Here is a 24371-nt window from a genome sequence, read left to right as displayed (position 1 = left end):
GCGTGAACCGGGGCGGCGACGCCCGTACGCCCGACCGAAGGCGGGTTACGAGGTCGCCGAGAATCGGCGCGCGACCCGACGTCGACGCTCGCCACCGGTGCTCACGAAGAGCTCCTCGGTGCGCACGGTGATCGACGACATGTGGCGAGGGTATCCGCAGCGCAGGGATGGGGGCAAATCGAGCCTCCCGCCGGCCGGTGACGATCGATGCGAGCACGAACTGAGATGCCCGCCCCCCTTTGTCCCCCAAATGGGGGACAAACAACCGGTATGATGAAGTACCTGCCCTCATCGCCGGGCGCTTCCGGCAGCCCCCCTTACCGGCGGTGAGGGCAGGCCCACCGTGCGCGATCGCGTCCGAGCGTGTGACGCACACCACGCCGTCGACGAGAGAATCCGCCGACGGCGGGAACGCCGAAGCGCCGCACGGCCTGAGCCGGCGACGCTCCAGAACGCGTGGAATGCTCAGTCGCGAATCGCGGCGCCGAAACGCTCGGCGGCCACGGCGACACCGGCGAGCTTCGCCTCGGTCGCCTCGGCTGCGGTGAGCGTGCGGTCCTCGGCCCGGAAGCGCAGGGCGAAGGTCAGGCTCTTCGTTCCCTCGGCCAGACCCGGGCCGCGGTAGTCGTCGACGAGCCGAGCGCCTTCGAGAAGCGGAGCCCCGCCCTCGAGAAGCGCGGCACGCACCGCGCCGGCGGCGACGTCGGTCGAAATGGTCAACGACACGTCCTGAGTCGCGGCCGGGAAGCTCGAGAGGGATGCCGCGACCACGCGCGCGTGAGCGAGCTCGAGCATCGCGTCGAGGTCGAGCTCGGCCACGAGAACGCGACCGGGCAGGTCGGCGGCGGCAGCGACCGCGGGCAGCAGCTCGCCGACGTAGCCGATGTCGGTCCCCGCGGCGAGCACGCGAGCCGTGCGACCCGGGTGCAGGGCTGCACGCTGCGCCTGCACCAGCTCGATGTCGAGACCCGCGGCGGCGGTGAGTACGCGCACGGCGTCGACGGCGGCGGCGAGGTCCGCTGCCACCGCGGCCTGGCCGGGCTGCTTGGCCACGGTGTGTCCCGTCAGCAGCACGGCGATATGGCGACGCTGCGGCGGAATCGATGCGTCGAGGGCCGTGAGCGTCGCGGCGTCCGGTCGCACGGCCAGCGGCGGCACCGACGGGGTGCCGTACTGCACGCCGGGCTTCGGCAGGAACACCGTGCCGGTCTCGAACAGCGCGAGATCCACGATGCCGCGTGAGACGTTGCGGTGCGCGACCTGCAGCAGAGCCGGGACGAGGGAGCGGCGCAGGAACGGCGCCAGGCCGTCGAGCGGGTTCGCGAGCTTCACGCTCGGCAGCCGGTCGCCTGACGGCGAGCCGTGCAGGGCGTTCTGCTCTTCGGTGGTGAACGGGAACGACGGCGTCTCGACGAAGCCGGCCGAGGCCAGAGCGTTCGCCACGCGACGGCGCCCCTGCTGAGCGGAGGTGAGGCCGCGACCCGACGGGGGCGTCGGGAGCACGGACGGGATGCGGTCGTAACCCTCGATGCGCGCGACCTCTTCGGCCAACGTCCACTTGTCGCCGAGGTCGTGACGCCAGGACGGTGCGGTCACGGACCAGCCGCCGTCGCGCTCGTCGACCGTGCAGCCGATGAGGCGCAGGGCCGAGACGATCTCGTCGTCGGTGTACTCGACGCCGATCAGACCGGGCACGAAGCCCGACGGAAGCGTGATGGCCTCGCGACGGTAGGTCGAACCGAGCGAGGCGCCCAGCTCGGTGTCGAGCGTGCCGCCGGCCAGCTCGACCATCAGCGTGGCGACGCGCTCCGCCGCCACGTACGGGACGAGCGGGTCGACGCCGCGCTCGAAACGGCGCGAGGCCTCGGAGGGCAGCTTGTGTCGACGCGCGGTGCGGGCGATCGATACCTGGTCGAAGGTGGCGGCCTCGATGAGCACGTTGCGCGTGGCGTCGCTCATCTCGGTGAGCCCGCCGCCCATGACGCCGGCGAGACCGATCGGCCCCGACTCATCGGTGATCAGCAGGTCTTCGGCGTGGAGCGAACGAACCTGGCCGTCGAGGGTCTCGAGCTTCTCGCCCTGCTCCGCGCGGCGCACCGTGATGCCGCCCCGCAGACGGTCGAGGTCGTAGCCGTGGATCGGCTGGCCGAGCTCGAGCATGACGTAGTTCGTGATGTCGATGAGCACCCCGAGGGAGCGGATTCCGGCGAGCGACAGGCGCGTGATCATCCACGGCGGCGTCGGACGCGAGGGGTCGACGTCTCGCACGATCCGCGCCACGAACTCGGTCGCGCCGTGGCGTCCGCGAATGGGTGCCTGATCGGCGACCGTGACCGGGAAACCGGAGGGCGTGCGCGCTGCAGCCTCATCGTGCCCGAGGCCCGGATCGCGGAAGTCCGCCCCGGTCGCGTGCGAGTACTCGCGGGCGACACCGCGCAGCGACAGGGCGTAGCCGCGGTCGGGGGTGACGTTGATCTCGACCGCGAGATCGTCGAGACCGAGGAGCGCGATGGCATCCGTTCCGACCGGCGCATCGATCCCGAGATCGACCAGGCGCAGGATGCCGCCGTGCTCGCTGCCGAGCCCCAGCTCTTTCGCCGAGGCGATCATGCCGTCGGACACGTGGCCGTAGGTCTTGCGGGCGGCGATCGGGAAGGGACCGGGCAGAACCGAGCCGGGCAGGGTCACCACGACCTTGTCGCCCTCGAAGAAGTTGCCCGCACCGCAGACGATGCCGCGCACTCCCCCGTGCTCGGCGCCGACGTCGACCTGGCACCAGCGGATGGTCTTGCCGTTGGACTGCGGCTCGGGAGTGAATTCCTTCACCTCTCCGACCACGATCGGGCCGGACAGTTCGAAGCGGTGCACGTCCTCTTCTTCGAAGCCGACCGACACCAGAGCCGCGAGGACGTCGTCGGGCGTGGCCTCGGCGGGCACGTCGACGTACTCGCGCAACCAGGAGAGCGGGACGCGCATCAGACCACCATTCCGAACTGCTCGCTGAAGCGCACATCGCCCTCGGCCATGTCGCGCATGTCTTGCACGTCGCTGCGGAACATGAGCGTGCGCTCGATGCCCATGCCGAAGGCGAAGCCCGAGTACTCCTCGGGGTCGATGCCTGCGGCCCGAAGGACGTTGGGGTTGACCATCCCGCACCCGCCCCACTCGATCCAGCGCGCCCCGCCCTTGAAGGTGGGGTGCCACAGATCGAGCTCGGCACTCGGCTCGGTGAACGGGAAGAAGTTCGCGCGGAAGCGCGTCTTGGCCTCGGGCCCGAACAGCACGCGCGCAGCGTGATCGAGCGTGCCCTTGAGGTGCGCCATCGTGATGTTCTTGTCGATGACAAGACCCTCGAACTGCGTGAACACCGGCAGGTGCGTCGCATCGAACTCGTCGGTGCGGTAGACCCGGCCCGGGCACAGCACGTAGATCGGCAGGTCGCGCTCGAGCATCGACCGCACCTGCACGGGGCTGGTGTGGGTGCGCAGCACCAGGTGGCGCGCGACCGGGTCGACGAAGAACGTGTCCTGCATCTGACGCGCGGGGTGGTCGACGTCGAAGTTCAGCGCATCGAAGTTGAACCACTCGTGCTCGAGCTCGGGGCCCTCGGCGATCTCCCATCCCATGCCGACGAAGATGTCCGACACCTGCTCCTGGAGGAGCGAGATCGGATGCCGGGCCCCGACGCGTGCGCGCTGCGGAAGGGCGGTGACGTCGATGCGCTCGGCCTCGAGCTGGGCGGCGGTCTCGGCTTCGGCCAGCTCGCTCTCTCGAGCGGCGAGCGCCTGGTTCACCTGACCGCGCGCCTGCCCGACGAGCTTGCCGAAGGCGGCCTTGTGCTCGGGGGCGACATTGCGCATCTGGGCGTTCAGCTGCGCGAGAGAGGACTGCTCCCCCGTGTGCGCGGAACGGGCGGACTTCAGCTCGGCCGTGGTCGCGGCTGCGGCGATGGCGGCAAGCGCGTCATCGACCGCGGAGGCGACGGCCTCAGGGGTGATCTCGGGTGCGTCGGACACGAGATGAGAGTCTACCGACGGGCGGGGACACTGCCCCGCCCGTCGGTCGGTCACATCGTCACTCGGAGTGTCTGCCGAGAGCGTCAGGCGGGAGAACCCGGGTCGTGCTTCCCGAGACCGCGCTGAGCGACGATCAGCTCGGTGTCGGTGCCGGTCTGCCCCGCCGGCTCGGCGGGGGCGACGTTGCCGCCCTTCGGCGACCGGCGCAGACCGATCTCGACGCGGTGCGCGGTGTACGACAGGGCGAGGCACATCGCGACGTAGATGACGCTGGCGACCATCGCGGCGGGAATCAGCGGCGACCCGTACTCGCCATTCGATCCCAGCAGACGTGCGAAGTACAGGAGTTCGGGGTAGGTGATGATGAAGCCGAGGGCGGTGTCCTTCAACGTCACCACGAGCTGGGCGATGATCACGGGCAGCATGGCGCGGATCGCCTGCGGAAGCAGGATCAGGCGCATCACGCCGGCCTTGCGCAGCCCCACGGCGTACCCGGCCTCGCTCTGGCCGCGCGGCAGCGCCTCGACGCCCGCGCGGATGACCTCGGACAGGACCGAGCCGTTGTAGAGGATCAGCGCGATGACGACGGCCCAGTACGACGACATCTTGATACCGACGACGGGCAGGCCGTAGTACAGCAACAGCATGAAGACGAGGACGGGGACGGCGCGGAGCAGTTCGACGACCCACCCGACCGGAAGGCGCACCCAGCGGTGGTCGGACATGCGGCCGATGGCGAGGATGAATCCGAGGACGAGCGCGCCGACGGCCGCGACGGCGAACGCCGCGAGAGTCGCCAGCGTCGCCTGACCGAATCGCTCCCAGATCGCGCTGTAGCTGAAGACGTTCCACTTCGCCGCCGAGAACTGGCCGGTGTCGATGAAGCGCCACACGACGAAGCCGATGACGGCGGCGACGAAGACGAGCGTGATCACGCCGAGGATGCGGTTGCGCAGCTGCGCGCGGGGACCCGGCACGTCATAGAGGACGGAGGAACTCATCGGGCGACCTTCCACTTCTTCTCGGCGGCGTTCTGCAGCCCAGCGAGCAGCAGGACGAGGATGACGAAGACCGCCATCACGAGGAGGATGGTGACGAGCTGGTTCTCGCCGTTCTCACTCATCGTCGCTCGGATGTTTCCGAGGTTGACCACCGAGAATCCGGCGGCGACGGTGGTGTTCTTGAGCAGGGCGATGAAGACGCTCATCATCGGCGGGATGACCGAGCGGGTCGCCTGGGGCAGCACGACGAGCGTCATGACCTGGCCGAAACCGAGGCCGAGCGCGCGAGCCGCCTCCGCCTGGCCGACGGGGACGGTGTTGATGCCGGCGCGCAGGGTCTCGGCCACATAGGTCGCGGTGTAGATGCCGAGGCCGCACACGGCCAGCGTCAAGAAGCTGCCGCGCGGGACGTCGATCAGCAGCGGGACGCAGAACGCGAAGAAGAACAGCACCAGCGTGAGCGGGGTGTTGCGGATCCAGTTCACGTAGACCGCGCCGACCGCGCGCGCGATGGGCACGGGCGACACGCGCATGGCGGCCACGATGAAGCCGAGCACGAGCGCGATCAGGCCGCCGCCCAAGAAGAGCACGACCGTCCCCCAGAGCGCCTGCGCCCACAGGTCGGGGTAGTCGAAGATCTGGTTCACCGTTCGCTGTCCGTTTCTCTCTCGTCGTCCTCGTCGGGCGGTGCGGACGGCGCGGTGTGCGCCGCCCGCACCGGGAGATCAGCTGACGGGGTCGACCGCCGGCTGCTCGCCCTTGACGCCCGAGGCGCCGAGGTTCTTCTCGAAGATGGCCTCCCAGGTGGAACCGCCATCGGTGAACATGGTGTTCACGAACTCCTGGAAGGCGGTGTCGCCCTTGGCGATGCCGACGCCGTAGCGCTCCTCGCTGAAGGGCTCGCCCGCGATCTTGAGGTTGTCGGGGTCCTGCGCGGCGTAGCCGAGGAGGATGGCCTCGTCGGTGGTCACCGCGTCGACCTCGCCGTTCTTCAGCTTCTCGACGCACTGCGAGTAGGTGTCGAACTCGACGACCTTGGCCGGCGTCTGCTCGCGGATCCGCTGGATCGGCGTCGAGCCGGTCACCGAGCACACGGTGGTCTCGGCCGTGAGCGAGTCCTTGCCCGTGATGGTGTCGTTGTCGGCGGCCACGAGCAGGCCCTGACCGGTCAGGAAGTAGGGACCGGCGAAGGAGATCTGGTCCTTGCGCTTGTCGGTGATCGAGTAGGTCCCGACGTAGTAGTCGATGTCGCCGTTGATGATGGCCTGCTCGCGGTTCGCCGAGGCGATGGCCTTGTACTCCACCTTCGAGGTGTCGGCCGGGTCGTACCCGAGGGACGCGGCGATCCAGCGCGCGACGTCGACGTCGAAGCCCTTGCGCTCGCCCGTCACGGGGTCGAGGTAGCCGAGGCCGGGCTGGTCTTCCTTCACGCCGACCACGATCTTGCCGGCCGAGGTGATCTTCTCGAACGTGGGGCTGCCGTCGATCTTCACGTCGGTGGCGACCGCGCCGTAGACGGGGGCGTCGGAGCCGCTGCCGCCGTCGGAACCGGGTGCTGCGCCCGGGGTGCCGTTGTTGCAGGCCGTCAGGGCCAGCAGGCCGGCGGCGACGATGCTCGCGCCGGCGAGAAAACGAGTTTTACGCATGTGATGTCTCCTTGGTTACGTGTGCTGTGCGGATAGGGGTCGTCAGTGACGGCGCGCGAGATCGACCGGGGGGAACGGTGCGTATGCGGTCGGCGGAAGAACCTCCTCGTTCATCGCCGTCAGGGGAAAGCCTCAGTGCGTGATGAGCTTCGAGAGGAAGTCCTTGGCACGGTCGGACTCGGGGCGGGTGAAGAACTGCTCGGGCGTCGCCTGCTCGACGATCTGCCCGTCGGCCATGAACACCACGCGGTTCGCGGCCTTGCGCGCGAAGCCCATCTCGTGGGTGACGACGATCATCGTCATGCCGTCCTTGGCGAGGCCGACCATGACGTCGAGCACCTCGTTGATCATCTCGGGGTCGAGAGCCGAAGTCGGCTCGTCGAAGAGCATGACCTTGGGCTTCATCGCCAGCGCACGGGCCATCGCCACACGCTGCTGCTGTCCACCCGAGAGCTGGGCGGGGAGCTTGTCGGCCTGGTGGCCCACGCCCACGCGATCGAGAAGCGCACGCGCCTCTTTCTCGGCATCCGCCTTCTTCATCTTGCGGACCTTGATGGGCCCGAGCGTGACGTTCTCGAGGATCGTCAGGTGTGCGAAGAGGTTGAACGACTGGAACACCATGCCGACGTCGGCACGCAGTTCGGCCAGGCCCTTCCCCTCTTTGGGAAGCTCCTTACCGTCGATCGTGATCGAACCGCTCGTGATGGTCTCGAGACGGTTGATGGTGCGGCACAGCGTCGACTTGCCGGAACCCGACGGGCCGATGACGACGACGACCTCGCCGCGGTCGACGGTGAGGTCGATGTCTTTCAGAGCCTGGAACTGCCCATAATGCTTCTGGACGTCGGAGACGACGACCAAGGGCTCGGTCTTCGGGGGAACGGATGCCATGTCCTCACCCTATGAGGATGCTGGGCGCCCGACCACATTCCTGCGCACGCCTTAACCGTTCTGTAACAGCAGGGGTCAGCGTGCTCGCTGCGCGAAAGCCGTCTCGTAGAGGCAGACGCTCGCCGCGGTGGCCAGGTTGAGGGACTCGGCGCGACCGTAGATCGGCAGGCGCAGAGCGAGGTCCGCCTGAGCCAGGGCGGACTCGTCGAGACCGCGGGCCTCATTACCGAACAGCCAGGCCGTCGGCTCCGACAGAAGCTCTCGGGATGCCAAGAAATCGGTGCCCTCGACATCGGCGGCGACGATGCGCAACCCCGCCTCGTGAGCGCGGGCGACGACGTCCGCCAGCTCGAGATCGACCGCGATCGGCAGGTGGAAGAGCGAGCCGGTGGTCGAGCGTACGACCTTGGGGTTGTAAGGGTCGACGGTCCGGCCGGTCAGGATCACGGCGTCGGCTCCCGCGGCATCCGCGGCTCGGATGATCGTGCCCAGATTGCCGGGATCACGCACTTCCTCGCAGATCGCGACCAGGCGAGGCTCCCCCGCCAGGATGTCCTTCAGCGCGGTGGGCGCCTGCCTCGCCACCGCGACGATCCCCTGCGGCGTGACGGTGTCGGCCATGGCGTCCAGAACCGCTTCGGTGGTGACCTGCAGGTCGACACCCGCCTGCTCGGCGGCATCGCGCACGTCGGTGTGCTTGTCGAGAGCGGCAGATGTCGCGTACACCTCGAGCACGGTCTCGGGCGCCCAGGCGAGCGCCTCGCGAGCGGCTTGCGGACCTTCGAGCAGGAACAGGCCTGTCTCCTGGCGGGCAGCGCGCTTGCTGAGCTTCGCCACGGCGCGCACCCGGGGCGAACGGGGGTTCTCGAGCACGACCCCAGTGTATGGCGCAGACGGAATGCTTTCCCCACGCCGCGCGAACGACTCGCGGGAACGACGAAACGGGCGCCCTCCGAAGAGGACGCCCGTTTCGAGAAGACGTGTCTTACGCGGTCTTCGCAGCGTTGACGTCGGTCGGCAGCGCGGCCTTCGCGGTCGCGACGAGCGACGCGAACACGGCGGGCTCGTTCACGGCGAGCTCGGCGAGCATGCGACGGTCGACCTGCACACCCGCGAGGCCGAGGCCCTGGATGAAGCGGTTGTACGTCATGCCGTTCGCGCGCGAAGCGGCGTTGATGCGCTGGATCCACAGACGACGGAAGTCGCCCTTGCGCTTGCGACGGTCACGGTACGCGTAGACCAGGGAGTGGGTGACCTGCTCCTTGGCCTTGCGGTACAGGCGCGAACGCTGACCGCGGTAACCGGACGCGCGCTCCAGGATGACGCGACGCTTCTTGTGGGCGTTTACTGCCCGCTTGACTCTAGCCATTTCTCATTCTTCCTAACGTGCGTCGGCGCTCAGAGGCCGAGGAGCTTCTTGGCGACCTTGGAGTCACCCTTGGCCAGGACCTGCTCCTGGTTGAGGCGACGGGTGCGCTTGGAGGCCTTGCCCTCGAGGTTGTGGCGCATGCCGGCCTGCTGCTTCATGAGCTTGCCGCTACCGGTGAGCTTGAAGCGCTTCTTGGCGCCCGAGTGGGTCTTCTGCTTCGGCATCTGTCTTCCTTCGTTGGGGTTCCCGCCGGAGCGGGAGTCGGGGAGCTTTACTCGGCGGACGCCGGAGCAGCTTCGTCTGTGGGTGCCGAGTCGCCTCGAGCGGCGCTACGCGCGGCTTCACGGTTCGCCGTGCGCTGCGCGTTCTGCTCGGTCTTGACCTCGGACTTGTTCTTGTGAGGGGCGACCACCATCACCATGTTGCGGCCGTCGATCGTGGGGTTCGACTCGACCGTGCCGAACTCGGCGACGTCTTCGGCGAACTTGCGGAGCAGACGGACACCCTGCTCGGGACGCGACTGCTCGCGACCACGGAACAAGATCATGGCCTTCACCTTGTCGCCCGCCTGGAGGAAGCCCTCGGCGCGCTTGAGCTTGGTGATGTAGTCGTGAGCCTCGATCTTCAGACGGAACCGGACCTCTTTGAGGACGGTGTTCGCCTGGTTACGACGCGTCTCTTTGGCCTTCTGAGCGGCCTCGTACTTGAACTTGCCGTAGTCCATGATCTTGACCACGGGCGGCTTCGAGCTCGGCGCGACCTCGACCAAGTCGAGGTCCGCTTCCTGGGCCAGGCGCAGCGCAGCTTCGATTCGGACGATGCCGACCTGCTCGCCGTTGGGTCCGACGAGACGGACCTCCGGGACTCGGATGCGCTCGTTGGTGCGGGGATCGCTGATGCGGAACTCCTCTTTCATACGGGTGGTGGCCGCCGCGATCCATCGGAATCGCGGGCGAAGAGGAGAGACACGCCACCCGGCACGGTGCTTTCGGCACCGGCTTCTGCACCCAGGCAACCCCGTGGGAAACGGAGCGGAGTGCGGGAACCCGGTAGCCTGGAGCGGCAAGCGCGGGTGGGATGTGATCCTCTTTCGTACGGAGTGAAACACTCCGAAGCCCGCCATAGTCTAGCAGAGAGATTCACGTGGACACGATCCCCTCCGACCAGCCCGCCCACGACCAGGGCACACACCGCCACGGAGCCGAAGACGAGCGCCTCGCCCGCTGGGAGGAGCAGGAGCGTGCAGCCTCTTCCGCCACGCGTGACATCGCCGATGTCCCCGCCGTCGAGGTCATCACCACCGCCGCGGTCCACCTCATGAGCGCCGCCGCGGTCAAGACCGGACTCGCCGACGACCCCGGCCAGCAGCTCGACCTCGACGAAGCCCGCAAGCTCATCAACGCCCTCGCCGGCCTCATCACCGCCGGAGCTCCCGAGATCAGCGACATGCACGCCCGCTCCCTGCGCGATGGCCTGCGGTCGCTGCAGTTGGCTTTCCGCGAGGCGTCGACGATCCAGGACCCGATCGGCAAGGGCCCGGGCGAGAAGTGGACGGGGCCCGTCACGTAAGTCTGTCGTTCTGGGGTACCGGGCTTCGTGATGCCCCCTTCCCAAGGCAAGAGTGGGGCCCCTTCCCCGATTGCCCGGGGAAGGGGGCATCACTGCGCCCTGTGCCGCAGGCCACCTCTTCCGTGACATCCGCGGGGTATGGGAGCGGGCGACGCCCCGGCTGCTGTCACGAGCACAGGGGATGTCACGAGGACAGGGGTCCGGACGCCGGGGTGGCCTGTTCTCGACGCACCGTCCTGTTCTGGTGACGAGCGGAACGCCCCCGTCAGGACTCGGTGCTGCGGTGGAGCTTGACCGTCAGGGAGTCGACGAGGACAGCGATCCGATCGTCCGCCGACCAGCGTCGCGCCAGACGCGCCAGCGTGGCATCCAGTTCCTCCTGCTCGAGGCCGGACATGAGCTGCAGGTGCACGACGAGTTCAGGCCCGCGCAGACGCCCGGTCGGGTCTCCCGACTCGACGGCGAGATCGAGGACGGCCAGCTCTCCGGCGATGCTCTCGTGAAGCCCGGTGAAGATCGAGGGCGAGGTGTGCGCGGGCTCCCAGGGCTCGCCCTGAGCGATCGCCCACACGGCCGGACGGCGGATGACGAACTCCGTCTCTGACGCGGGATCGACGACGATGAGTTCGGTGTCCTCCGATGCCGCCGCCAGCGCCGTGCGCCGTCCGTCGGCGGGCACCGGCCGTGCGGTGGCATCCCACGTCTGCAGAGCCGTCACCGAGGTGAAGACCGGGAGCACTTTGCGACCGTCGGGCGCGGCTACCGTCACGATCGACAGTTCCTGGGTCTTGTCGACATTGAGGCCGTGCGCTCCGATGCCGTGGTCGCCCTTCTCCGCCACCAACGGAATGAGCAAGCGCGCGTCGCGATACGCGTCGACGACGGAGCGGGCATCGCCCTCGCCCGCGCGGAACGCCAGGAGAGCCGCCAGCAGCGCCGGATCGGCGGATCCGTCGTCCCCCGAGTGGGGGTTGGCCGAGAAGCTCCGGCCCTCCCACGGGACGCCTGCGGAATCCGCGTGGGCGCCGCGGGCGTGGCCGTGCGGATCGTCAGTGTCCGGCGACATCCAGCGCCTCGGCCAGGGTGAACTGGCCCGCGTAGAGCGCCTTGCCGACGATCGCGCCCTCGACACCGAGCGGGACGAGCTCGCGCAGGGCCGCGATGTCGTCAAGGCTCGAGACGCCGCCCGAGGCGACGATCGGCTTGGGGGTGCGCTGCGTCATCTCGCGCAGCAGCTCGATGTTGGGGCCGCGGAGAGTGCCGTCCTTCGTGACGTCGGTGACGACGTATCGGCTGCAACCGGCGTCTTCGAGGCGCTCGAGCACCGTCCACAGGTCGCCGCCGTCGCGGGTCCAGCCGCGCGCGGCGAGGGTCGTGCCCCGCACGTCGAGACCGACCGCGATCGCCTCGCCGTAGCGGTTGATGACGTCGGCGGCCCACTCGGGGTTCTCGAGGGCCGCGGTGCCGAGGTTGATACGGCTCGCGCCGCTCTCGAGAGCCGCCTCGAGGGAACGGTCGTCGCGGATGCCGCCGGACAGCTCGACCTGCACGCCCTTGACCTGCTTGATCACTTTGCGCATGACGCTGGCGTTGCTGCCGCGACCGAAGGCGGCGTCGAGGTCCACGAGGTGGATCCACTGAGCGCCCTGCCGGGCGAAGTCCGCGGCGGCATCGACGGGGTCGCCGTAGCTGGTCTCTGTACCGGCCTCACCCTGGGTCAGACGGACGGCCTTGCCGTCGGCGACGTCGACCGCGGGAAGCAGCACAAGTTCGGGCGTGGACGCGAAATCGTTCATGGCTCCTCGCACCCTTCGGCGCATCTCGCCGAGCCGGGGCACGAGGTCACACAGTAGTCGTGCGCAGCCCGTCGATCCAATTGGCGAGCAGACGGATGCCGGCTTCGCCCGACTTCTCCGGGTGGAACTGGGTGGCCGACAGGGGGCCGTTCTCGACGGCCGCCAGGAATGGCGCCCCGTACGTGCACCAGGTCAGAACGGGTTGGGGGAACGGCGGGGCGACCTCGAGCGACCAGTCCTGCGCCGCGTACGAGTGCACGAAGTAGAACCGCTCCTTCTCGAGGCCGTCGAACAGGCGTGACCCGTCACCGGGTGCCACGGTGTTCCAGCCCATGTGCGGGAGCACCGGCGCCTCGAGCTCCGCGACGGTTCCGGGCCACTCCCCCAGGCCGGGGGTGTCGGCGCCGCGCTCGATACCGCGCGCGAACATGACCTGCATGCCCACGCAGATACCCAGGACGGGGCGACCGCCCGCCAGACGACGATCGATGATCTCGCCGCCCCGGCTGTCGTTCAACGCGCCCATGACCGCACCGAACGCGCCGACGCCGGGGACCAGCAGCCCGTCGGCGTCGAGCAGCAGAGAACGGTCGGAAGTCAGCCGCGCGTCGGCGCCCGCCTCGATGAGCGCCTTGACCGCGGAGTGGACGTTGCCCGAACCGTAATCGAAGACGGCGACGACGGGTCTCCGCGTCACAATGCGCCCTTGGTGCTCGGGATGCCGTCGACGAGGGGGTCGAGAGCCTTGGCCTGGCGGAAGGCACGCGCGAGCGCCTTGTACTCGGCTTCGGCGATGTGGTGCGGGTCGCGCCCACCCAGAACACGGACGTGGACGGTCAGTCCGGCGTGGATGGAGAGCGCCTCGAACGAGTGACGCACGAGCGACCCGGTGAAGTGACCGCCGATGAGGTGGTGCTCGAAGCCCGTGGGCTCGCCGGTGTGCACGAGGTAGGGACGACCGCTGATGTCGACCACGGCCTGCGCGAGGGCCTCGTCGAGCGGCACGAGAGCGTCGCCGTAGCGCGCGATACCGGACTTGTCGCCGAGCGCCTGACGGATGGCCTGTCCGAGCACGATCGAGGTGTCTTCGACCGTGTGGTGGGCGTCGATGTGGGTGTCACCCGTGGAGCGGACGCGCAGGTCGGTCAGGGAGTGCTTCGCGAACGCGGTGAGCATGTGGTCGAAGAACGGCACGGTCGTCGAGATGTCGCTGACGCCTCGACCGTCGAGGTCGAGCTCGAGCTCGACGCGGGACTCGCTCGTCTCCCGGGTGATCGAAGCGGTACGGGGCGAGGCGGGGCCGGTCATGATCGCGATCCTACCGAGGCGAGCGCGTCGAGGAATGCGGTGGTCTCGTCGGCCGTTCCCGCGGTCACGCGGAGGTGGTGGGCGATGCCGACGTCTCGAATCAGGACACCCCGGTCGTAAAGCGCCTTCCAGGTGGCTGCCGGGTCGTCGACACCGCCGAACAGGACGAAGTTGGTCCACGACTCGTGGGCCGTATAGCCCAGCGCCGACACCGTCGCAGAGATGCGGTCGCGTTGCGCCACGATGTCGTCGACCATCGACAGCATCGTCTCGGCGTGGCCGAGAGCCGCGGTCGCCGCCGCCTGCGTGAGAGCACTCAGGTGGTACGGAAGACGGACCAGGCGGAGAGCGTCGACCAGCGCGGGGTCGGCCGCGAGGTAGCCCACCCGGGCGCCGGCGAAGGCGAAGGCCTTGCTCATAGTGCGCGAGACGACCAGCCGCGGGCGGTCGGGGAGCAGAGAAACCGCCGACGGCTCATCCCGCGGGGCGAACTCTTCGTACGCCTCGTCGACGATCACGATGCCGTCGGTGGCGTCGTACACCGCCTCCACCACGTCGAGGCGCAGAGGCGTTCCCGTCGGGTTGTTCGGCGCACAGAGGAAGACGACGTCGGGCCGCTGCTCGCGCACCTGCGCCGCAGCTGACGCGGGCGAGAGGGTGAAGTCGTGCTCCCGTTCCCCGGTGACCCAGCGCGCACCCGTGGCGCGCGTGAGGATCGGGTACATGGAATAGGTGGGAGCGAAGCCCATCGCCGTACGGCCGGGGCCACCGAAGGCCTGCAAGATGTGCTGGAGCACTTCGTTCGAGCCGTTGGCCGCCCAGATCTGTTCGGGGTTCAGGCCGTGCCCGAGGTATCCCGCAAAGGCCTCGCGCAGTCCGGTGAACTCGCGGTCGGGGTACCGGTTGACGTCCCGAAGCGCCCGAGCGACGGCGTCCAGGATGTCGTCAGCCACCTCGGACGGAACAGGATGCGTGTTCTCGTTCACGTTGAGCGCCACGGGCAGTGCAGCCTGCGGGGCTCCGTACGGGGTCATACCCCGCAGATCGTCGCGAAGAGGAAGGTCGTCGAGGCGTACGGTCACCTCACCCATCGTAGGCGTCGAGCGGAGTCGAGGCGCACGAGCCGCGACCCGTCGTTCAGGCCGCGGGGGCGTACTCGGCGGGGATCGCGATGCGCTGACCCGCTGACACCGAGCCGCCGGGCAGAGCGTTGAGGCGCGTGATCTCTGCCACCACGTCGCGCGGGTCGGCGGAGGGGGCCACGTCTTCGGCGATCGACCACAGGGTCTCGCCGCTCATGACGGTGATCTCGGTGAACGAACCGGCGGGAGCGCCGGCGTCGCCGGAGGCGAGGGCGGATCCGCCACCGACGATCGCCACGGAGAGCACGGCGACGATCGGGAGGGAAACGAGGAACGCCACGACACGACGGCCACGCGCGGTGATGCGCAGGCGAGTGGACGGGGCGGTGAGGGCGATGCTGCTCATGATGTGCTCCTTGGTGGGGAGAGATTCGCACCCCACCCTCGGCCGGGAGGGCGGTGGTGCGAATCTGTATTCCGAATCTATATTCGAACCTGTTCGAGTGTCAAGACCTCGTGTATCGCAGACGAATCGAACGCGACACGCGTGGGCCTCCGTGTCAATCGGGTCGTCGACCGGATACGGTTTCGACACGGAGACCTCATCACCAACCTCCGACATTCGAATTTCCGCCGTGGTTTGCGCGGCGCGAGGGGAGCACAGATGACCGACGCGACGACCGCCGCCGGCCGCGAACGGCCGCAGACCCGGCGGCGCAAGAATCTCAGCGACAAGCAGCTGGCGATCCTCGAAGTGATCCAGCGATCCATCGCGCGGCACGGGTATCCGCCGAGCATGCGCGAGATCGGCGACGCGGTCGGGCTCAAGTCGCTCTCAAGCGTCACCCACCAGCTCAACCAGCTGGAGCTCAGCGGCTACCTTCGCCGCGACCCCGGCAAGACGCGCGCGATGGAGGTGCTCATCGACCTCCCCGGCGCCGCCGCGGAGAACCCCGCCGACGCCGCTCCCGCCCTCGGCGACGCCGCCCTGGTGCCCCTCGTCGGTCGTATCGCAGCCGGCGTGCCCATCACGGCCGACCAGCAGGTCGAGGAGATCTTCCCCCTCCCGCGCCAGCTCGTCGGCAAGGGGGAACTGTTCATGCTCAAGGTCTCGGGCGAGTCGATGATCGACGCGGCCATCTGCGACGGCGACTGGGTCGTCATCCGGTCGCAGGCCACGGCCGAGAACGGCGAGATCGTCGCCGCCATGCTCGACGGCGAGGCGACGGTCAAGACCTTCCGTCGGCGCGACGGCCACACGTGGCTGCTCCCCCGCAACAGCGCGTTCGAGCCGATCCTCGGCGACGAGGCCGTCGTCCTCGGTCGTGTCGTCGCGGTGCTGCGTACCGTCTGAGCCCGACGACTCGAGGCCGGATGCGAACCCAAAGGTGGCATCCGGCCTCTTCCGTTCCACGCGGGTGGATGTCGTAGGCCCTGCCTAGGCTGGGGTCATGGCTGACACCCTCCCCTACGGTTCCTGGCCCTCCCCGATCACGCCCGAGTCCGTCGCGCAGGCGTCACCGCGCGTCGACGGGGCTCGGCTCGTGGGCGACGAGATCTGGTGGGGCGAGTCCCTCCCCCACGAAGCCGGTCGTGTCGCGGTGAAGCGTCGCCGGGCCGACCGCTCCGTAGAGACGGTTCTCCCCGCACCCGCCAACGCCCGCTCCGCCGTCCACGAGTACGGCGGCGGCGCGTGGACCGCGTCCGACGATGGCGAGCTGTACTACGTCGAGAAGACCGACCAACGCGTGTGGGCGCTTCGCCCGGGCGGGACCGCGCGACCCCTCACTCCCGCCGACGACGCCGTACGCCACGGCGGCCTCCGCTGGGAGCACGGGGTGCTCCTCGCCGTCCGCGAGACACACGGTGCGTCCCGCGTGCCGCGCCGCGAGATCGTGCGCATCCCGCTCGACGGCGCGACGGAGGTGCTCGCCGAGGGCAGCGACTTCCTCGCGCAGCCCGCCCTCTCCCCCGACGGCCGTCGTCTGGCCTGGATCGTGTGGAACCACCCCGACATGCCGTGGGACGCCACGACCCTCCGTGTCGCCGACCTCGAAACGGGGGTCATCCTCGACGTGGCCGGCGGGGAACGACGCGCACCGCTGCAGCCCGTCTGGATCGCGGACGACGAGCTGCTCTACGCCGACGACCCCGAGGGTCGCTGGAACCTCTTCCGCCGTCCTCTCGATGGCGACGCCCAGCCCCTCGCCCCGGCCGATGCCGACACCGGCGGAGGCCTGTGGGTGCTCGGCACCCGCTGGTTCGGCGCAGCCGCCGACGGACGCGTCGTCGCGGTCCGCACGAACGGGGCAGACGAGATCGTCGAGATCGCCCCCAGCGGCGTGCGCCCGATCGACGTGCCCGTCGTCGCGGGGGCCGCGATCGACGACGTCCGAGGCTCGCGCGTCCTCGTCTCGGGGTCCGATGCCCGCGGACGCTCGGGGCTCTGGCTCGTCGACCTCGACTCCGGCGCGGTGGAACTCGTCACCGGCGGTTCCGGCTCGTGGGGAGACGAATGGATGCCGGCAGCCCGCGCCCTGTCCACCGACGGACCCCATGGCCCGGTGCACGCCTTCGCCTACGCCCCCACCAACCCCGGCGTCGCGCCGGCCGCGGGCGAGCGCCCGCCCTACGTCGTCCTCGTCCACGGCGGACCCACCTCGCACGTGGGCCCCGCCCCCTCGGCGAAGACGGCGTTCTTCACCAGTCGCGGTATCGGCGTCCTCGACGTCAACTACGGCGGCTCGACCGGGTACGGCCGCGCGTACCGAGACCGGCTGAGGGGCCAGTGGGGCGTGGTCGACGTCGACGACGTGGCGGCCGCCGCATCCGCCCTCGCCGAGGCGGGGCTCGCCGACCCTGATCGTCTCGCCATCGCGGGTGGCTCGGCGGGCGGCTGGACGGTGCTGGCTGCCGTGACCCGCACCGACGTGTTCTCGGCCGGCATCTCGCGCTACGGCGTCGGAGACGCCCGGGCCCTGGCGGAGGACACGCACGACTTCGAGGCCCGCTACCTCGATGGCCTCATCGGGCCCCTGCCCGAGGCCGAGGCGGTGTACCTCGAGCGCTCGCCCCTGGGGCGCCCGGAGCTCTTCCGTGTACCCCTGCTCATCCTGCAGGGCTCGGAAGACCGGGTGGTCCCGCCGTCGCAGGCCGAGGCCATCCGCGATGCTCTGACCGCACACGGCGTGCCGCACGCCTACGTCCGCTACGAGGGCGAGGGCCACGGGTTCCGACGGTCCGAGACGGTGATCGACTCGCTCGAGCGCGAACTCGGCTTCCTCGGCGCGGTGTTCGGCTTCGAGACACCGGGCACTCCGGCGCTCGAGCTCGGCTGAGTCCGCGCGGGACGCAACGGACGCAGACGACGCTGCACGCGGAGCGGCCCCGCGTCCGAGAGGACCCACCGCTCCCCCCGGGAGAGGCGACGGGCCCCGCGCCTACGCGCAGGGGCCCGTGACGCCGCCTCGGGTCAGGCTCCGAATGCCGCAAGCTCCGCCGCGAGACGAGCGCCCACGTGCGCGTGCAGGAACGTTCCGCTCTCGCGGTGCTCCTGCGCCACGATGAGTCCGCTCTCGTGGACGGCTGAGACGAGGTCGCCACGGTCGTAGGGAACGACCGCCTGCACCTCGACCGCCGGCAGCGGAAGGGCGTCCTCGATCGCGGCGCGGAGCTCGTCGATGCCCTCACCCGTCCGCGAGGAGACGAACTTCGCGTTCGGCGCGAGCCCCCGCAGCACGAGGCGGTCGTCTTCGCCGACGAGGTCGGCCTTGTTGAAGACGACGATCTCCTGACCGAAGTTCGCATCGACGTCGCCCATCACGTCGCGCACCGTCATGAGCTGTGCGGCCGGGTCGGGGTGCGAGGCATCGACGACGTGCAAGATGACGTCGGCGTCGCCGACCTCCTCGAGCGTGGACCGGAACGCCTCGACGAGCTGGTGCGGGAGGTTCCGCACGAAACCGACCGTGTCGGTCAGCGTGTACACGCGGCCGTCGCTCGTCTCGGAGCGGCGGACCGTGGCATCCAGCGTCGCGAACAGGGCGTTCTCGACCAGGACACCGGCGCTCGTGAGGCGGTTCAGCAGGCTCGACTTACCGGCGTTCGTGTACCCGGCGATGGCCACCGACGGGATGGTGTGCCGCTTTCGCTCGGCGCGCTTGGCCTCGCGAGCGGGAGCGAAGTCGCGCAGCTGCTTGCGCAGCAGCGCCATCTTCGTGCGGATGCGGCGGCGGTCGAGCTCGATCTTCGTCTCACCGGGTCCGCGTGAGCCCATACCGGCACCGCCGGCGCCGACCTGTCCACCGGCCTGACGCGACATCGAGTCACCCCACCCGCGCAGACGCGGGAGCAGGTACTCGAGCTGCGCGAGCTCGACCTGAGCCTTACCCTCGCGGCTCTTGGCGTGCTGACTGAAGATGTCGAGGATCACCGTCGTGCGGTCGATCACTTTGACCTTGACGACGTCTTCGAGGGCGCGCCGCTGGCTCGGGGCGAGCTCCGTGTCGGCGATCACGGTGTCGGCACCGACGGCGGCGACGATGTCGCGCAGCTCCGCCGCCTTGCCGCGTCCGACATAGGTCGCCGGGTCCGGATGCGGCCGGCGCTGCAGCACACCGTCGAGCACCACGGCACCGGCCGTCTCTGCCAGAGCCGACAGCTCGCGCAGGGAGTTCTCGGCATCCGCCTGCTCGCCCTGAGGGTGCACGCCGACGAGCACGACGTTCTCGAGGCGCAGCTGCCGGTACTCGACCTCGGTGACATCTTCGAGCTCTGTGGACAGACCTGCGACGCGGCGCAGCGCCGCACGTTCCTCGCGGTCCCACTGATCGCCGTCGGAGTCGCCGCCGTAGGCCGTGGTGACGTCCTGGAGCGCTTGAGCGGCGCCGAAGACCCGGACCCCGCGGTGCGCTTCGGCGCGCGAGAGCACGCGGTCCACCGGATCCACCGGAGACGCGTCGGTGCTCGGGGGTGTGGTCTGTTCGGTCATGGGTTCCTTCCGTTCGCGGTGTTCCCGCGTGTTCTGGCACTTTATCCGTCCCCGCGGTGCGGCGGACGGTCGGATATCCTGGCGTGATGGGGAGCGAGCACTACTTCAGCGCGTCGCCGTCGAGTCCCGAGCAGCTCCGCCACCTCCGCGTGACGCTGGCCGGTCGAGAGCTCGAGGTGGTCACGGCCGGCGGCGTCTTCAGTCCCGACCATGTGGATGCCGGCACATCGGTGCTGCTCGCGAACACCCCGCCCCCTCCCGCCGGCGGGCACTTCCTCGACCTGGGGTGCGGGTGGGGTCCGATCTCGCTGTCTCTGGCGCTCGCCTCACCGCACGCGACCGTCTGGGCGGTCGACGTCAACGAGCGTGCTCTCGATCTCGTGAGACGCAACGCCGATTCGCTCGGCCTCGACAACCTCAACGCCGTTCGGCCCGAGGATGTTCCCGACGACGTCTCGTTCCGCACCATCCGATCCAACCCGCCGATCCGCGTCGGCAAGTCCGAGCTGCACGGCATGCTGCGGCACTGGATCCCGCGCCTCTCGGAGCGCAGCGACGGCTGGTTCGTCGTGCAGCGCAACCTGGGCTCCGATTCGCTGCAGCGCTGGCTGGCCGCGACCTTCCCCGACGGCTACGGCGTGCAGCGCGCCGCCACCGGCCGGGGCTTCCGTGTGCTGCGCGTCCGCAAGCACGGCTCGCCGCCGAGCGAGCTCATCGACGTCGTCTCCTGACGGCGCGGCGATCCGCCTCACCGAGACCGGATGCCAAGATCGCGCCTCTCACGCGAGACCACCCGACCGCACGAGGCTCGGTCGTATCCCCTCGTGCCCATCGCGCCTGCCCAGGACAGGGCGGCGCGCCTCAGGCCAGCGCGACCTCGCCCGTGAAGACCAGCGACGCGGGACCCGACAGGTAGACGCGACCCTCGGCCACGCGCACACCCAGCGTGCCGCCCGGGGTATCGACCACCCAGGAGTCGGGTGCGGCCGCCCCGGCCCAGTGGCGCACGGCCAGAGCCGCCGCGGCCACGCCCGTACCGCAGCTCAGCGTCTCGCCCACACCGCGCTCGAACACGCGCAAGCGGATCGCCCCGACCCCGTCGCGCACGAGCGGGTCGGCGGGGACGACGAACTCGACGTTCGCGCCGTGAAAGGGCGCCGGGTCAAGCACCGGCTGGTAGGCGAGATCGAGACCCTCGAGTTCGGCGTCCGACGAAAGGGCGACCACGACGTGCGGATTGCCCACGTCGATACCCACCCCCGGTCGCGCGACCGGCAGACCCTTGGCGCGCACGAGGGTCTCATCGCCCTCGATCGCGTAGACGCCCAGGTCGACCTCGTAGCCGCGGTCGCTGCGTGTCAAGGTCTTCACTCCCGCGCGTGTGCCGATGCGCAGGCCCCCGTCGAGCGAGGCGAGACCGGTGTCGCTCAGGTAGCGCGCGAACACGCGGGTTCCGTTGCCGCACATCTCCGCCTTCGATCCGTCGGCGTTGCGGTAGTCCATGAACCACTCGACACCCGCGGCAGCGGCATCCGCCCCCTCGTCGATCGCGGCGCACCGCACCACGCGCAACAGGCCGTCGGCCCCGATACCGAAGTGACGATCGCAGAGCACGGCGATCTGCGCGTCCGAGAGGTCGAGTTCGCCATCGGGGTCGGCCACCACCACGAAGTCGTTGCCGGTGCCGTGGCCCTTGGTGAACGCGAGAGTCGCCATGCGCCCAGTCTAGGGAGGGGGCGCCGTCCGTTCGTCGCTCAGACCGAGGGCGACGGCCCGCCCGGCCCGTCGACGACGAGCCGCTTGCCGGTCGCCCACGTGTCGAAAGGCTCGTAGCCGAGCGCGTCGTAGAAGCCGCGTGCGCCGGCGTTGTCAGGACGCACCATGAGCTGCACCTTGGGGCAGCCCATCGACTCGAGCAGCCGCTCCGCCTCGGCGACGAGGATGCGGCCGATCCCGCGCCCGCGGTGTGAGGCCGCGGCCGCGAGGTAGTACAGCCAGCCACGGTGGCCGTCGTAGCCGGCCATCACACTGCCGACGACCCGGCCGTCGTCGACGGCCACGAGGAAGAGCTCGGGCTGGACAGCGAGCTTGCGGCGGATATCGGCGCGCGGATCGTTCCAGGGCCGCGTGAGACCCGCCTCTTCCCAGAGCGCCACGACGACGTCCTCGTCCGTCGGCGCGAACGCACGGATGTCGATCGTCACGGTTCCTCCCCCGGTCGGGATGCCAGGTGGCCGGCATCCACCGCCCGCGCATCCACCCACCGGGCCGTGTCGTACCGCCGGAACCACGACACCTGGCGACGCGCGTAACGCCGCGTGAGCGCCTGGGTCTCGGCGACGGCCTCGTCGCGGGTCAGCTCGCCCCGCAACTGCCCGAGGGCCTGCGCGTAGCCGATAGCCCGCCCCGCGGTCGCGCCGCGCTCGAGGCCCTGCGCGCGCAGCTGCGCGACCTCGTCGACGAGCCCGTCCGCCCACATGCGCTCGACGCGCGCGTCGAGCAGCGGAACGAGCTCCTCGCGGTCGAGGGCGGTGGCCACGATCCGGGTGTCCGGATGCCAGAACTCCGGCGCCTCGGGAAGGGCACCGCCGTGCGTCTCGCTACCCTGCGCCAGTACCTCGAGGGCGCGGACGACCCGGCGGCCGTTGCGCGGATCGATGCGCTCGGCGGCCGCGGGGTCGGCCTCACGGAGACGAGCGAACAGCACACCCGCACCGTGTCGCTCGAGCTCGTCCTCGAGTTCAGCGCGCAGCTTCTCGTCGCGCGGCGGGAAGCGGAAGTCCCACAGCACGCTCGAGACGTACAGTCCCGAGCCGCCGACGAGGATCACGTCAGCTCCCCGCCGGTGGATCTCGCGGATCGCGGTGCGCGCGGCATCCTGATACCAAGCCACCGCGGCCTCGTCGGTGACCGCAAGGGCGTCGAAAAGATGATGCGGGATGCCACGACGCTCGGACTCGGGGAGTTTGGCGGTGCCGATGTCCATGCCGCGATACAGCTGCATCGCGTCGGCGTTGACGATCTCGACCGGCCGACCGCCGGCTGCCAGAGCCTCGGCGAGATCGAGCGAGAGCCCGGTCTTGCCCGTGCCCGTCGCACCGACGACGGCCCACAGGACCGGCGCGGTCACACGCCGACGCGGAGGGTGGGAAGGCCCAGCGACACCGCGCGCGGGGTACCGCTCTCGCCCGCCGGCGCCGGGATGCCGCAGGACTCGGCCTGCGACCGATCCCACGCGTCGCCCGCGCGCGTCCGGCGAATGCGCAGCGGTGCTCCGTCGGGCGCATCGGCGAGCAGATGGAAGGGCGCCGCGTGCGTCACCGTGACGGACACCACGTCGCCAGGGCGCGGGAGCGGCGAGCCCCCCGGCAGCTCGAAGTGCACCAGGCGGTTGTCTTCGGCTCGGCCGGTGAGACGGTGGGTCGAGGCGTCCTTCTTGCCCTCGCCGGCAGAGACGAGCACCTCGAGCGTGCGGCCGAGCTGCTTCTGGTTCTCTTCGGCGGCGATGCGGTCCTGCAGCGCGAGCAGACGCTCATAACGCTCCTGCACGACCGCCTTCGGCACCTGATCGGCCATGGTGGCCGCGGGAGTGCCCTCGCGGATGGAGTACTGGAACGTGAAGGCGCTCGAGAAGCGCGCGGCCTCGACGACTCGAAGCGTCTCTTGGAAGTCCTCCTCGGTCTCACCGGGGAAGCCGACGATGATGTCGGTCGTGATGGCCGCGTTCGGGATGCGCTCACGTACACGGTCCAGAATGCCGAGGAACTTCTCGCTGCGGTACGACCGGCGCATCGCCTTGAGGATGCGGTCCGAGCCCGACTGCAACGGCATGTGCAGCTGCGGCATGACCGCGGGGGTCTCTGCCATCGCCGCGATCACGTCGTCGGTGAAGGCAGCCGGGTGAGGACTCGTGAAGCGGATGCGCTCGAGGCCCTCGATCTCGCCCGCCGCCCGCAGGAGCTTGCCGAACGCCAGACGGTCGCCGAACTCCACGCCGTAGGAGTTGACGTTCTGCCCCAGCAGGGTGACCTCGATGGCGCCATCGTCCACGAGCAGGCGGATCTCGTTCAGGATGTCGCCGGGGCGGCGGTCCTTCTCTTTGCCGCGCAGGCTCGGCACGATGCAGAACGTGCAGGTGTTGTTGCAGCCCACCGAGATCGACACCCACCCGCTGTGAACGGAATCGCGCTTCGTCGGCAGCGTCGACGGGAAGATCTCGAGCGACTCCAGGATCTCGAGCTCGGCTTCGCCGTTGTGACGGGCGCGTTCGAGCATGCCGGGGAGCGAGCCCATGTTGTGCGTACCGAACACCACGTCGACCCAGGGGGCCTTCTGCTGAACCGCGTCCTTGTCCATCTGGGCGAGGCAGCCGCCGACGGCGATCTGCATCCCGGCGTGCGCGTCCTTGCGTGATTTGAGGTGGCCCAGCGTTCCGTAGAGCTTGCCGGCGGCGTTGTCGCGCACCGCGCAGGTGTTGATCACCACGACGTCGGCTTCCGTGCCGGCATCCGCTCGGACATACCCGGCGCTCTCGAGCGAGCCCGAGAGCCGCTCCGAATCGTGCACGTTCATCTGGCAGCCGAACGTACGGACTTCGTAGGTGCGCGGACCGTCGACGCCGTGAGCGGCGATGGACGGCGCGATCAGCGTCGGGGTCGAGACAGGGGTGGTCATGATGCGAGCAAGTCTAAACGCCGCCCCTG

The 24371-nt window shown here is 69.7% G+C and carries 25 protein-coding genes; 4 read left to right on the top strand and 21 right to left on the bottom strand.

Annotated elements, in window-relative coordinates:
* Positions 1 to 465 precede the first annotated feature (465 nt).
* The 10 genes from pheT to infC form a co-directional block, all read right to left on the bottom strand.
* A complete protein-coding gene (pheT, locus tag QE416_RS10790) occupies positions 466 to 2976 on the bottom strand; it encodes a phenylalanine--tRNA ligase subunit beta (RefSeq protein WP_267786648.1) in 2511 nt (836 codons plus the stop codon).
* A complete protein-coding gene (gene pheS / locus QE416_RS10785; protein WP_267786647.1) occupies positions 2976 to 4016 on the bottom strand; it encodes a phenylalanine--tRNA ligase subunit alpha in 1041 nt (346 codons plus the stop codon). Before pheS ends, pheT begins: the two co-directional genes overlap by 1 nt.
* Before the next feature lie 83 nt (positions 4017 to 4099).
* Positions 4100 to 5017, bottom strand: coding sequence for an amino acid ABC transporter permease (locus QE416_RS10780; protein ID WP_210071855.1), 918 nt, complete (start codon positions 5015 to 5017; stop codon positions 4100 to 4102).
* Positions 5014 to 5664, bottom strand: a complete 651-nt coding sequence (locus QE416_RS10775; protein WP_267786646.1) for an amino acid ABC transporter permease — start codon at positions 5662 to 5664, stop codon at positions 5014 to 5016. Before QE416_RS10775 ends, QE416_RS10780 begins: the two co-directional genes overlap by 4 nt.
* 78 nt (positions 5665 to 5742) lie before the next feature.
* The gene (locus QE416_RS10770) at positions 5743 to 6663 is read right to left on the bottom strand and encodes a glutamate ABC transporter substrate-binding protein (RefSeq protein WP_307316057.1); all 921 of its coding nucleotides are present in this window, start codon (positions 6661 to 6663) and stop codon (positions 5743 to 5745) included.
* 132 nt (positions 6664 to 6795) lie between these two features.
* Positions 6796 to 7554 carry an amino acid ABC transporter ATP-binding protein gene (locus QE416_RS10765; RefSeq protein WP_373458848.1) on the bottom strand — a complete coding sequence of 253 codons (759 nt, stop codon included), beginning with the start codon at positions 7552 to 7554 and terminating at the stop codon, positions 6796 to 6798.
* A gap of 75 nt (positions 7555 to 7629) precedes the next feature.
* Positions 7630 to 8427 (bottom strand): RNA methyltransferase, encoded by a 798-nt coding sequence (locus QE416_RS10760; RefSeq protein ID WP_210071858.1) that lies wholly within the window; start codon positions 8425 to 8427, stop codon positions 7630 to 7632.
* 112 nt (positions 8428 to 8539) lie between these two features.
* The gene (gene rplT, locus QE416_RS10755) at positions 8540 to 8923 is read right to left on the bottom strand and encodes a 50S ribosomal protein L20 (protein ID WP_056227445.1); all 384 of its coding nucleotides are present in this window, start codon (positions 8921 to 8923) and stop codon (positions 8540 to 8542) included.
* 29 nt (positions 8924 to 8952) lie between these two features.
* Positions 8953 to 9147 (bottom strand): 50S ribosomal protein L35, encoded by a 195-nt coding sequence (gene rpmI / locus QE416_RS10750; protein WP_013583375.1) that lies wholly within the window; start codon positions 9145 to 9147, stop codon positions 8953 to 8955.
* A gap of 47 nt (positions 9148 to 9194) precedes the next feature.
* Positions 9195 to 9839, bottom strand: a complete 645-nt coding sequence (gene infC / locus QE416_RS10745; RefSeq protein ID WP_144782047.1) for a translation initiation factor IF-3 — start codon at positions 9837 to 9839, stop codon at positions 9195 to 9197.
* Between the two features lie 227 nt (positions 9840 to 10066).
* On the opposite strand from infC, the gene QE416_RS10740 reads away from it, so the two are divergent.
* A complete protein-coding gene (locus QE416_RS10740; protein ID WP_373458847.1) occupies positions 10067 to 10492 on the top strand; it encodes a DUF1844 domain-containing protein in 426 nt (141 codons plus the stop codon).
* Positions 10493 to 10757: 265 nt separating this feature from the next.
* On the opposite strand, the gene QE416_RS10735 is transcribed toward QE416_RS10740, so the two are convergent.
* Genes QE416_RS10735 through QE416_RS10710 form a run of 6 tightly spaced genes read right to left on the bottom strand, consistent with a single transcriptional unit; the run spans position 10758 to position 15084 of the window.
* The gene (locus tag QE416_RS10735; protein WP_307316053.1) at positions 10758 to 11558 is read right to left on the bottom strand and encodes an SseB family protein; all 801 of its coding nucleotides are present in this window, start codon (positions 11556 to 11558) and stop codon (positions 10758 to 10760) included.
* Positions 11542 to 12288, bottom strand: a complete 747-nt coding sequence (gene priA, locus QE416_RS10730) for a bifunctional 1-(5-phosphoribosyl)-5-((5-phosphoribosylamino)methylideneamino)imidazole-4-carboxamide isomerase/phosphoribosylanthranilate isomerase PriA (protein WP_210071861.1) — start codon at positions 12286 to 12288, stop codon at positions 11542 to 11544. The genes QE416_RS10735 and priA overlap by 17 nt, the downstream gene beginning before the upstream one ends.
* A gap of 46 nt (positions 12289 to 12334) precedes the next feature.
* Positions 12335 to 12985 (bottom strand): imidazole glycerol phosphate synthase subunit HisH, encoded by a 651-nt coding sequence (hisH, locus tag QE416_RS10725; protein ID WP_210071862.1) that lies wholly within the window; start codon positions 12983 to 12985, stop codon positions 12335 to 12337.
* Positions 12982 to 13596, bottom strand: a complete 615-nt coding sequence (hisB, locus tag QE416_RS10720; RefSeq protein WP_210071863.1) for an imidazoleglycerol-phosphate dehydratase HisB — start codon at positions 13594 to 13596, stop codon at positions 12982 to 12984. Before hisB ends, hisH begins: the two co-directional genes overlap by 4 nt.
* Positions 13593 to 14687: a histidinol-phosphate transaminase gene (locus tag QE416_RS10715; protein ID WP_267786642.1), complete on the bottom strand. Its 1095-nt coding sequence runs from the start codon at positions 14685 to 14687 to the stop codon at positions 13593 to 13595. The genes hisB and QE416_RS10715 overlap by 4 nt, the downstream gene beginning before the upstream one ends.
* A gap of 46 nt (positions 14688 to 14733) precedes the next feature.
* A complete protein-coding gene (locus QE416_RS10710) occupies positions 14734 to 15084 on the bottom strand; it encodes a LysM peptidoglycan-binding domain-containing protein (protein WP_267786641.1) in 351 nt (116 codons plus the stop codon).
* A 258-nt stretch (positions 15085 to 15342) separates the two neighbouring features.
* Between QE416_RS10710 and lexA the strand changes: the two genes are divergently transcribed.
* Positions 15343 to 16032, top strand: a complete 690-nt coding sequence (gene lexA / locus QE416_RS10705; RefSeq protein WP_210071866.1) for a transcriptional repressor LexA — start codon at positions 15343 to 15345, stop codon at positions 16030 to 16032.
* 97 nt (positions 16033 to 16129) lie between these two features.
* Positions 16130 to 18016 (top strand): prolyl oligopeptidase family serine peptidase, encoded by a 1887-nt coding sequence (locus QE416_RS10700; protein WP_307316045.1) that lies wholly within the window; start codon positions 16130 to 16132, stop codon positions 18014 to 18016.
* A 134-nt stretch (positions 18017 to 18150) separates the two neighbouring features.
* Here QE416_RS10700 and hflX read toward each other — a convergent pair whose 3' ends face one another.
* Positions 18151 to 19668, bottom strand: coding sequence for a GTPase HflX (gene hflX / locus QE416_RS10695; RefSeq protein WP_210071868.1), 1518 nt, complete (start codon positions 19666 to 19668; stop codon positions 18151 to 18153).
* An 86-nt stretch (positions 19669 to 19754) separates the two neighbouring features.
* On the opposite strand from hflX, the gene QE416_RS10690 reads away from it, so the two are divergent.
* Complete coding sequence (locus QE416_RS10690; protein WP_307316043.1) at positions 19755 to 20399, top strand: class I SAM-dependent methyltransferase; 645 nt, start codon at positions 19755 to 19757, stop codon at positions 20397 to 20399.
* 130 nt (positions 20400 to 20529) lie between these two features.
* On the opposite strand, the gene dapF is transcribed toward QE416_RS10690, so the two are convergent.
* The 4 genes from dapF to miaB are packed head-to-tail and all read right to left on the bottom strand — an operon-like array spanning position 20530 to position 24342.
* Positions 20530 to 21384, bottom strand: a complete 855-nt coding sequence (gene dapF / locus QE416_RS10685; RefSeq protein ID WP_307316041.1) for a diaminopimelate epimerase — start codon at positions 21382 to 21384, stop codon at positions 20530 to 20532.
* A 38-nt stretch (positions 21385 to 21422) separates the two neighbouring features.
* On the bottom strand, positions 21423 to 21872 hold the full coding sequence (locus QE416_RS10680) for a GNAT family acetyltransferase (protein ID WP_307316038.1): 450 nt from the start codon (positions 21870 to 21872) through the stop codon (positions 21423 to 21425).
* On the bottom strand, positions 21869 to 22798 hold the full coding sequence (miaA, locus tag QE416_RS10675) for a tRNA (adenosine(37)-N6)-dimethylallyltransferase MiaA (protein WP_307316035.1): 930 nt from the start codon (positions 22796 to 22798) through the stop codon (positions 21869 to 21871). Before miaA ends, QE416_RS10680 begins: the two co-directional genes overlap by 4 nt.
* On the bottom strand, positions 22795 to 24342 hold the full coding sequence (gene miaB, locus QE416_RS10670) for a tRNA (N6-isopentenyl adenosine(37)-C2)-methylthiotransferase MiaB (protein ID WP_307316031.1): 1548 nt from the start codon (positions 24340 to 24342) through the stop codon (positions 22795 to 22797). The genes miaA and miaB overlap by 4 nt, the downstream gene beginning before the upstream one ends.
* Positions 24343 to 24371 lie beyond the last annotated feature (29 nt).

The organism is Microbacterium sp. SORGH_AS_0421 (assembly GCF_030818635.1).
In the GTDB taxonomy this organism is placed as follows: domain Bacteria; phylum Actinomycetota; class Actinomycetes; order Actinomycetales; family Microbacteriaceae; genus Microbacterium.
Note: the sequence above shows the minus strand (reverse complement) of the source record. Positions and strands in the feature narration are given on the sequence as shown.